Source organism: Gaiella sp., from assembly GCF_057140465.1.
Genome location: NZ_DBNHWK010000022.1, coordinates 69,574 through 78,471, shown reverse-complemented (window position 1 = coordinate 78,471; position 8,898 = coordinate 69,574). Strand labels below are relative to the sequence as shown.

Below are 8,898 nucleotides of genomic sequence, written 5' to 3'. Positions count from 1 at the left end.
CCGAAGGCTGACCGCGCGCCGACGTTCCGACCGTCTAGGCTGCGGTCGGTCGGGCCCGTAGCTCAGCTGGTCAGAGCAGCCGACTCATAATCGGTTGGTCCCTGGTTCGAGTCCAGGCGGGCCCATGTCGAAGGAGTCGTCGCGGTTTCGGGCGCGATCGACGGGGACTCCCTGGTCGTGCCCGCGCCTGCGGGCGCGTCAGGGGCAGGCGCTCGCTCGTCTCGACCGGGTTCGAGCCCATGCTCGATCCGACGGCGGCGACGGCGCTGGCGTAGAGTGTGGGGTCGGGATCATCAGGGATTCCCTCCGGTCGAGCGGCCTCTCTTTCGGGGGCCGTTCGACGTCGAAGCGCTCCTCGTGCCGGGAGGCGGCATGATCTGCCCCGGCCGACGCGGTCGGTTCCTCGGGCCGGCGGGCGCATCCGTTCGCACTCGTGCCCCGGCTCCTCCTTCTGTCGCTGTCGCGACCGTCAGTCGATCGGAAGCCTCGTGAACCGGCGCACGACGACCGCAGCGGCCATCGTCGTCGCCGTGGCGATCATCTCGCTCGACGACTCTCTCCTCGAGGCGACGTTCGGCATCGTCTGAGCCGTGCGTGGCGGGCACGAGGAACGGCGTCCGATCCGGCGGCGCAGCCGTACTGGCGGGTTGACGGGCGGGGGCACACGGGTATGACGAGAGAGTGGGGCGGGGAGACGGGTTCGAGGGGGCTCCGTCCCACACCTTCACCTCTCCTCGTCGTTCCCGGTGACGCCCGGGGGCTGCGAGGCGAGCGCGGGTATCTCTCGAGTGCAGCCGCGTGCGCGCCTGTCGGCCTGCACGTACCGGATGGCCGGGCCTGCAGGGAAGCCGCACGGCGGAGTGGCCCGTGAGCGCGGCGGGCCGGAAGGGAACGGAGGCGGCAGCGTGAAGAACGAGCACGCGATGCCGACCTTCGATCACCTGGGCCCGCTCGTCTCGGACGGCACGCTCGTCCTGTTCGACAGCATGGTGGTCGTCTTCACGTGGCTGGTGTCGCGTCGGCTGCACGCCGTCGTCGTCCGCCCCTCGCGCTAGCCGACCGCCCCTCGCTCACCCGCACGATCCGCATCGCGCGCCCGCACCGGGCCGTCGCGCGGGGCGCACACTGCGAGGCGGGACGGGTCGCCGGAGGGAAGCTGGAGGCCCAGTGTGCGAACGAGGCCGGTGCAGTGAGAGGCTGGGCCTCCAGCTGTGGCCGACACGGGCTCGTCGTGGCGGCCTCCTCGGGATGAGCATGAAAGAAGAAGCATCTGTTGTCAACGTCGCCGTCGAGGCGGTCCAGGGCGCGACGCCATCGTGAGCGTGGCGCCCGTGCTGCGATCGGGAGGTCGTCGGGCCGCCGTCGGTGCTCCGGCCACGACGAGACCGGTAGGCTCGACGGGTCGCCCACTGAGGAGGTTCGCGTGGAGATCCGCAAGGTCGTGACCCAGCTCGAGGAGACGCTCGCCGAGCGCGAGCGTCCCGTTCCCACGCCGAGGACGAAGGCGGTCGTGGCCGCGGTCCTCCGCAACCCGGCCGCCGGCGGCTACCGCGACGACCTCGCGGAGCTCGAGGCTCTGGGAGCAGAGGTTGCGGCCGTGCTCGCGGAGCGCGCCGTCGCAGCGCTCGGCCCGGGGGCACCGGTGAGCGCGTACGGCAAGGCCGCGATCGTCGGGCTCGACGGGGAGCTCGAGCACGCGGCTGCGATCCTGCACCCGCGGTTCGGGGCGCCGGTCCGCCAGGCGGTCGGCGGCGGAGCGGCGATCATCCCCTCCACGAAGAAGGTCGGCGCCGCCGGCGCCACGATCACGATGCCGCTCACGAACAAGGACGACATCTGGAGCTTCGACGAGATGGACGCGGCCGAGATCGTGATCCCGGACGCGCCGCGGGCGGACGAGGTCGTCGTCTGCCTCGCGCTCGCGGTCGGCGGACGGCCACACGCGCGGACGGAGAAGCCCGCCTGATGTTCAAGGCGATCATCCTCCTCTCCCGGGCCGAGGGCGACACCCACGAGGAGTTCTGCCGATGGTGGATCGACGACCACGCGCCGCTCGCGCGTGAGCTGCCCGGGCTCCGGCGCCTCGTGTTCAACGTCGTCGACACGGAGGGGGCGCCGTTCGACGGCGTCTCGGAGCTCTGGTTCGACACCGAGGAGGCGTTCGAGGCCGCGTACGCGAGCGAGGTCGGCAAGCGTGTCGCCGCCGACTCGCTCGCGCACGTGAGCGCGCGGGTGCGCCTCGTCGTCGACGAGCGCCCGCAGCTCGGCTGAAGCGTCCGGCTTCCGCGCCGCGCCTCGTCATCCCGAGGCGACCCTCGCAACCCTGGACACACTCGCTCCTCGTCGAGCCGATCGACCAGTCCACTGGGGCTCCGCGTCGCGGGCACGACGTCGACCCGACGCAGCACGACGGGTCTCGGCCCGCAACGACCACGCGGAACCGTGACGGTTCTCGCTAGCGCCCGCTCGTCCGCCAGGCGCCGAGCGTCTCGATCGCCTCGTCGACCGACCAGCAGAGGCGACCGCACGCCGAGACGGCGCCGCCGACGAAGAGGTTCAGGCCGTCCCCGGCCACGACGTCCCGCCTGCGCTGGAGGCGAAGGTCGGTCGCGATGCCGACGATGCCGACGTAGCGGGGGTCGCCGCCGGCGACGAGTTGCGCGAACATCCCGATCTCGCACGCGGTGCCGTCGTCGACCGCGGCGCCGTCGAGCCACGCGACGAGGGCGTTCGCCGAGCGAAGGCCCTCGACGTCGACGCGGTAGACCTCGTCCGCCGTGAGCGTGGTCATCTCCTCGAACTGCTCGTGCGGCACGAAGCAGTCGAACCCGTCCGCGCGCAGGCGCCCGGCGAGCCCGTCGAGCCAGGCTCGCTCCGCCTCGGAGAACAGGGGGCCCGCAAGGTACAGCTGCACCGCGCGATCGTAGACCAGCCGCGCCGACCGCCAGAGATGCGACTGCGAGTCTTCAGGCGCACGCGCCCCGGTCGCCGCAGCATCGGCTGCAGACGAGCCCGGCGGCGACGGCGAGCACGAGCACGCCCGCGGCGACGAGTCCCACGCGGTACCACATGCGGATCACCTCCTGACGGCGATGCTCGCACCTCCGTCCGCCGTCGCCATCGGAGAATTCGCTGAGCCGTCTACGGGCTCGAGCCCGTGCAGGGCGTCGGCCCGCGTTCCGCCTCCCGGCCCTCCTGCCGCATCGCGTCGAGCAGGACGCGACGCGGCGGCACGAAGACGTCGACCTGGACACACGGCGCCGCACCCGTCCGCGCCGCGTGGGGGACGTACGGCGGGACGTGGGCGACCACCCCGGGCCGGAGGACGCGGGTCTCCCCGTTCATCGTGAACTCGAACTCTCCCTCGAGGACGAACGTGAACTGCTCCTCCTCGTGCGCATGCTCGGGGACGATCGTGCCGGGGTCGTGCGTCGCGAAGCTGAGCATCACCCCGTCCCCGACCACCGGACGGAAGCGCAGGCCGGGGACGAACCCGATCGGCTCGATCGCGTCGACGTCGTGCCACGCCCCCGGCCGAGTGGACGCCCCCGGCGGCGGGGGCTCGTGCGAGAAGTAGGCTCCCGCGCGGTCGTCGGCGTCGCTCATCCGCCTAGGCGCGCAGCACCGCGGCGAGGCGGCGGACGCCCTCGTCGATCTCGTCGGGTGTCGACCGGGAGAAGCAGACGCGGACGTGACGTCGGCCCCGGTCGTCGAGGAAGAACGGGACGCCGGGCACGACCGCGACCCCCGCCTCTGCACACCGCTCGGCGGTCGTCGTCGAGTCGAGATCGTCGGGGAGCGTCAGCCAGGTGAAGAACCCGCCGCGGGGGCGCGTCCAGGAGACACCGGCGGGGAGCTCGGCCTCGAACGCCCCGAGCATCGTCCGGCAGCGCTCCCCGTAGAGCGTGGTCGCCTCTGCGATCTGGCGCTCGAGGTGTCCCCGGCGTCCGACCTCCTCGACGACGCACTGCGCGAACGCGCTCGCGCACTGATCGGTGAGCTGCTTCGCCCACGCCAGGCCCGAGACGACCTCGGCCGGCCCGACGGCCCAGCCAAGGCGCAAGCCGGGCGACAGGATCTTCGAGAACGTGCCGATCTGCACCACGACATCGGGATCGAGCGACCAGAGCGACTGCTCCGGCGCGCCGTCGAAGGTGAACTCGCGGTACGAGACGTCCTCGACGACGAGGAACCCGTACCGAGCCGCGAGCTCGACGAGCACCCGTCGGCGCGGCGCCGAGAGCGTGACCCCGGCGGGATTCTGGTGATCCGGGTTCGTGTAGACGAACTTCGGCCGCAGTCCGCGCCCCAGGCGCTCCGCGAGGTCGGCGACGTCGAGGCCCTCCTCGTCGAGCGGGATCGCCTCGATCCGCGCGCCGTGGCTCTCGAAGCACATGAGCGAGCCGAGGTAGATCGGCGCCTCGACGACCACCGCGTCGCCCGGCTCGAGGAAGACCATCGCGGCGAGCTGCATCGCCTCGATGCCGCCGCTCGTGACGAGCACCTCGTCGTCGTCGGGGGTGCGGCCCTCGAGCTGCCCCAGCCGCTCCGCCAGGTACCGCCGAAACCGCGGCAGCCCGCGCGTCGGCGCATACTGCAGGGCGACGGCATCGGCGGCTCCGATCACCTCTCCGGTGATCTCTGCGAGCGCCTCGCGGTCGATCACCGCGGGGTCGGGGAACCCGCCCGCGAACGAGATCACGTCCGTGCGCCCTGCGAGGCCGATGATCGCCGCGATCGCATCGCCGCCCTCGCCCCGCGCGCGCTTCGCGAACCGCCCTCTCCACGCCTCGCCGACGTCGGCGACGGTTCCCGTCGCCGACCGCACGTCACCCTCGCTCGTCGGCGTCCGGGCCACGCACGAACGATATCGACCCGCTTCGATCAGTGCACGGGGCGATGCGGGGCGTGCGACCAGCCGGGGACGAGGTGCCGCGTCCACGCGTCGGGCAGGAAGGCCGTCGCGAGGATCGCGCCGGCCGCGAAGCCGCCGACGTGCGCGAAGAACGCGATGCCGACGACGCTCTCCGGGTGGCTCAGGGTGTAGATGCCCTCGAGCGTCTGGATCACGAACCACACACCGAGCAGCGCGATCGCCGGGACGCGCACGAAGAGGCACGGGGGCACCCACGCGACGACGCGGTCGAACGGCCGGGCGACGACGAAAGCGGCGACGACGCCCGAGATCGCACCGCTCGCCCCGATGTTCGGGATCTCCGCCTCGTGGGTGGCGAAGGCGAGGGTCAGGCTCCCCTGCAGTGCGTCCGCGGCGAACCCGGAGAGGAGGTAGAGCAGCAGGTAGCGGACGTGGCCGACGAGGCCTTCGACGAGCGGCCCGAGCGCGGCGAGGAACACGAGGTTGCCGACGAGGTGCGACCATCCGCCGTGCGCGAACATCGCCGTGAGCGAGTCGAGGGCCCAGGGCTGCCCCACCTGGGAGCAGGACCCGTTCACCTCGCACGGCCGGAAGCCGAGCTCCTCGGCGGCGACGTCGACTCCGACGTTCACCTCGTATGCGACCCAGACGAGGACGTTCGCGACGATCAGCCCGAGCGTCACCCACGGGAACCGGAGCGGGCGTTCGAGGTTGCCGAGCGGGAGCATGCGGTCACCCGTCCACGTCGTCCTCCGCCCCCGGGCGGAGGTCGTAGTAGAGGAGGCACCAGGCACAGCCGACGAGGGCCGTCAGGGCGCCCAGGGGGACGGATGCGAGCGCGAGCCCGGCGATCGCACTGAGGGCGAGGGTCGACACCCCGATCTCGTCCGGCATCACGGCCCAGGCGAGCGAGATGCCGGCCAGCGCCGCGAGCGCGAACCCGACGGCGAGCACGGCGACGGTGACGACGGATCGCACGAGCACGGAGAAGGTCTTCCGGCGGGTGAGCCTCCAGCTGCGGCCGAAGGCGCCGAGGACGGTCTCGTCGTCGAGCACGATCGCGGGCACCACGAGCGCGAACCGCGCGACGAGCAGCAGCGAGAGGAACATCGTGTACGGAGTGAGCACGAGCAGGCCGACGAGGAGGATCACGGCGACGGACAGCGCGTTCGCGCGGCGCGCGGCACGGCGGACGAGCTCGGTCAGCGTGACGTCGCGATCGCCCGTCCTCGCGGCCTCCACGGTCACGGCGAGCGTCGCCTGCGTCCAGTAGATGCCACTCGCGAAGACCGCGATCGCGACGCCGAGCCACGTCGTGAGCAGCCACACGTCGTCGGGGGTGCCCGCGTAGTCGGAGATGACGAGCGGGACGAGCACGGCGGCGAGCCCGAGCAGCCCGAGGTAGAGGAGCAGCGTCGACCCCACGAGCGATCGCACGTTGGCGGCGAGCAGGAGGCGCGCGCGGGTGAAGAGGGCCGTGCCGGGGCGCCCGTTCGCCTCGAACAGCGCCCGCTGCGCCTCGACCGTCGGCCTCGTCGCGACCGTCGCGAGCGGGACGGCCCGCGCGTTCGAGACCTCGCTCCGCGAGAGTCGATCGTGCCAGGCGCGAGCGTCGGGGCTCGCGAAGAGCGACACGAGGTCGACGAGGAGCGGCACGACCAGGGCGGCCGCGAGGAGCCCGCCGTACGCACGGGCGAGCGCGCGACCGACCGGGATCCTTCCGCCGGTGCGCTCGTCTCGGATGCAGATCCGGAGCTCGTGCTGACCCGGCGTCCAGCCGGGGCCACGCTCGGGCCCGCCGTACGCGTGGTAGAGGGAGAAGTAGAGCGGTGCGACGACGACGATCCACGCAGCGACGAGCCAGGCGAGGACTCCCTCGTCGACGAGCGAGACGCCGAGTGCGAGAGCCCCGACGAAACCGGCCGTGAGGACGATCAGGTCGATCACGAACGCAAGGAGCCGCCTGGTCAGGCTCGCGCGCGTCCAGCCGCGTGCCGGGACGGGCACGACCCGCTCCGCGAACCGACGATCCATGACCTGACCGGTCATCCCCGATCCTCCACCACCATCGTCCCATCAGACCGCGCACGGCGCGTCCGGGGGAACCCCGATCCCCCGATACGCGCCGTCGCGGAGGCCGAGACCGCTCGTCCCCGACTCGCCACCAGGGCGAGGCGGAGCAACAGCACCGGGGGCTGCTGGTCGCAGCCCCCGGAAAGCGGCGCAACTTCGGGGCCAGACGAGTATGCGTCTGTGGGGAGAGGAGTCGCGCCGACTCGGTGGTATCTCTCTCACATTCGGAGTAGGTTTGCGAGGGGCCCGCCACGCGATTCGAAAGGAAAAGCCGCAAAATGGACACACTCGCCCAGCTCTCGCACGGCGCGAAGCTCGTCCTCGGCGCCGCGATCGCCTTCCTGATCGTCTCGTTCTTCAGCTGGTTCGACTACGACGGGCCGGGAAGCGAGTTCGCGGAGGCGTTCGGTGGCGACACCGGCATCACGATGTGGCACGGGGTCGGGTGGCTCGCCGGTCTGCTCGCGATCGTGCTCGTAGTCTGGCAGGCGCTCCGAATCGCGAACATCGAGCTCGAGCTCGGCCTGACGCCGGCGATGATCACCGCCGCGCTCGCCATTCTGATGTTCATCTTCACCTTCATTCGGTTCATCGACGCCCCGGGAGCCTTCGGGAGGACGTTCTGGGCGTGGCTCGGCCTCGCGCTCTCGATCGCCGTCGGCGTCGGCGCCTGGATGAACATGCAGGCGGCCGGTGAGTCAGTCGCCGCCATCCGTGCGCGCGTGTCGAGCATGACGGCTGCAGGGGGTGCGAGCGCGACGGCCGCACCGGAGCCGTCGGCGCAGGAGCCGCCCGCCCCGCCGGCGCCCGAGGCCCCAGCGGAGCCCGCGGCACCCGCAGAGCCGTCGCCTCCCGCCGCGCCTGCCGGCGACGTGCCGGCCGACGACGGCCCGACCGGCGCCGCCTGACACTCCGCCTGCGCGCACCCCTCGTTGCCGCGGTGACGGGGGGGAGCGCGCGGCTACACTCCCGCCATGGCGGAGATCGGGACGCTTCGAGTCAAGACTGGGCTCGCCGAGATGCTGAAGGGCGGCGTGATCATGGACGTCGTCGACGCCGACCAGGCGCGCATCGCCGAGGACGCAGGTGCGTGCGCGGTGATGGCGCTCGAGCGGGTCCCCGCCGACATCCGGGCCGACGGCGGGGTCGCGCGCATGTCCGACCCCCAGAAGATCAGGGAGATCCAGGCCGCCGTGTCGATTCCCGTGATGGCGAAGTGCCGGATCGGGCACTTCGTCGAGGCGCAGGTCCTCCAGGCGCTCGAGGTCGACTACATCGACGAGTCCGAGGTGCTGACACCCGCGGACGTCCACCACCACGTCGACAAGCATGCCTTCACCGTGCCGTTCGTCTGCGGGTGCACCGACCTCGGCGAGGCGCTCAGGCGGATCGCCGAGGGCGCGGCGATGATCCGGACCAAGGGCGAGGCGGGCACCGGTGACGTCGTGAACGCCGTGACGCACATGCGCGCCGTGTTCGGCGCCATCCGCCGCCTGCAGTCGCTCCGCGAGGACGAGCTCTACGCCGAGGCCAAGGAGCTGCGGGCGCCGGTCGAGCTCGTGCGCTGGGTCGCGGAGCACGGTCGGCTACCGGTGGTCACGTTCACCGCCGGCGGGATCGCGACGCCCGCCGACGCGGCGCTCTGCATGCAGCTGGGTGCCGACGGCGTCTTCGTCGGGAGCGGGATCTTCAAGTCGGGCCGCAGCCCTGAGCTCGACCGCGACGGCTGGGCCGAAGACGTGTCCCGGCGGGCGCGGGCGATCGTGGAGGCGACGACCCACTACCGGGACGCGGCGATCCTCGCCGAGGTGTCGACCGGGCTCGGCGCCCCGATGGTCGGGATCTCGTCCGCGTCGCTCGAAGAGGGCGAGCGCCTCGAGGTGCGCGGCTGGTAGCGATCGGCGGGCGACCCTCGCCGAGCGTGACCGAGCCGGTTGGGCGCTAGGCGC

Annotated in this window: 10 protein-coding genes and 1 tRNA gene; 6 read left to right on the top strand and 5 right to left on the bottom strand. The window is 72.2% G+C overall.

The window, feature by feature from the left end:
* The first annotated feature begins 51 nt into the window (after positions 1-51).
* The 4 genes from AC162C_RS03165 (at position 52) to AC162C_RS03150 (ending at position 2,271) form a co-directional block, all read left to right on the top strand.
* A tRNA-Ile gene (locus AC162C_RS03165) sits at positions 52-125 on the top strand.
* 798 nt (positions 126-923) lie between these two features.
* On the top strand, positions 924-1,055 hold the full coding sequence (locus tag AC162C_RS03160; protein ID WP_484096273.1) for a hypothetical protein: 132 nt from the start codon (positions 924-926) through the stop codon (positions 1,053-1,055).
* Positions 1,056-1,423: 368 nt separating this feature from the next.
* Positions 1,424-1,966, top strand: a complete 543-nt coding sequence (locus AC162C_RS03155; protein WP_484096272.1) for an amino acid synthesis family protein — start codon at positions 1,424-1,426, stop codon at positions 1,964-1,966.
* Positions 1,966-2,271, top strand: a complete 306-nt coding sequence (locus AC162C_RS03150) for an EthD family reductase (RefSeq protein WP_462973228.1) — start codon at positions 1,966-1,968, stop codon at positions 2,269-2,271. The genes AC162C_RS03155 and AC162C_RS03150 overlap by 1 nt, the downstream gene beginning before the upstream one ends.
* A 184-nt stretch (positions 2,272-2,455) precedes the next feature.
* On the opposite strand, the gene AC162C_RS03145 is transcribed toward AC162C_RS03150, so the two are convergent.
* The 5 genes from AC162C_RS03145 to AC162C_RS03125 form a co-directional block, all read right to left on the bottom strand.
* Positions 2,456-2,914, bottom strand: coding sequence for a nucleoside 2-deoxyribosyltransferase (locus AC162C_RS03145; protein ID WP_484096271.1), 459 nt, complete (start codon positions 2,912-2,914; stop codon positions 2,456-2,458).
* Between the two features lie 227 nt (positions 2,915-3,141).
* Entirely contained in the window at positions 3,142-3,606 is a 465-nt protein-coding gene (locus tag AC162C_RS03140; protein WP_462975040.1) for a cupin domain-containing protein, read from the bottom strand.
* A 4-nt stretch (positions 3,607-3,610) separates the two neighbouring features.
* A complete protein-coding gene (locus AC162C_RS03135) occupies positions 3,611-4,858 on the bottom strand; it encodes an aminotransferase-like domain-containing protein (RefSeq protein ID WP_484096270.1) in 1,248 nt (415 codons plus the stop codon).
* A 26-nt stretch (positions 4,859-4,884) separates the two neighbouring features.
* Positions 4,885-5,604 (bottom strand): rhomboid family intramembrane serine protease, encoded by a 720-nt coding sequence (locus tag AC162C_RS03130; RefSeq protein WP_484096269.1) that lies wholly within the window; start codon positions 5,602-5,604, stop codon positions 4,885-4,887.
* A gap of 4 nt (positions 5,605-5,608) precedes the next feature.
* Positions 5,609-6,925: an RDD family protein gene (locus tag AC162C_RS03125; protein WP_484096268.1), complete on the bottom strand. Its 1,317-nt coding sequence runs from the start codon at positions 6,923-6,925 to the stop codon at positions 5,609-5,611.
* A gap of 302 nt (positions 6,926-7,227) precedes the next feature.
* Between AC162C_RS03125 and AC162C_RS03120 the strand changes: the two genes are divergently transcribed.
* On the top strand, positions 7,228-7,857 hold the full coding sequence (locus AC162C_RS03120; protein WP_484096267.1) for a hypothetical protein: 630 nt from the start codon (positions 7,228-7,230) through the stop codon (positions 7,855-7,857).
* 66 nt (positions 7,858-7,923) lie between these two features.
* Positions 7,924-8,844: a pyridoxal 5'-phosphate synthase lyase subunit PdxS gene (pdxS, locus tag AC162C_RS03115; protein WP_484096266.1), complete on the top strand. Its 921-nt coding sequence runs from the start codon at positions 7,924-7,926 to the stop codon at positions 8,842-8,844.
* Positions 8,845-8,898: the final 54 nt, after the last annotated feature.

Bases quoted from the DNA above. Each gene is read 5' to 3' on its own strand.
- AC162C_RS03150 (WP_462973228.1), top strand. From the start codon at position 1,966: ATGTTCAAGGCGATCATCCTCCTCTCCCGGGCCGAGGGCGACACCCAC.
- AC162C_RS03125 (WP_484096268.1), bottom strand. From the start codon at position 6,925: ATGACCGGTCAGGTCATGGATCGTCGGTTCGCGGAGCGGGTCGTGCCC.
- AC162C_RS03160 (WP_484096273.1), top strand. From the start codon at position 924: ATGCCGACCTTCGATCACCTGGGCCCGCTCGTCTCGGACGGCACGCTC.
- AC162C_RS03120 (WP_484096267.1), top strand. From the start codon at position 7,228: ATGGACACACTCGCCCAGCTCTCGCACGGCGCGAAGCTCGTCCTCGGC.
- pdxS (WP_484096266.1), top strand. From the start codon at position 7,924: ATGGCGGAGATCGGGACGCTTCGAGTCAAGACTGGGCTCGCCGAGATG.
- AC162C_RS03130 (WP_484096269.1), bottom strand. From the start codon at position 5,604: ATGCTCCCGCTCGGCAACCTCGAACGCCCGCTCCGGTTCCCGTGGGTG.
- AC162C_RS03140 (WP_462975040.1), bottom strand. From the start codon at position 3,606: ATGAGCGACGCCGACGACCGCGCGGGAGCCTACTTCTCGCACGAGCCC.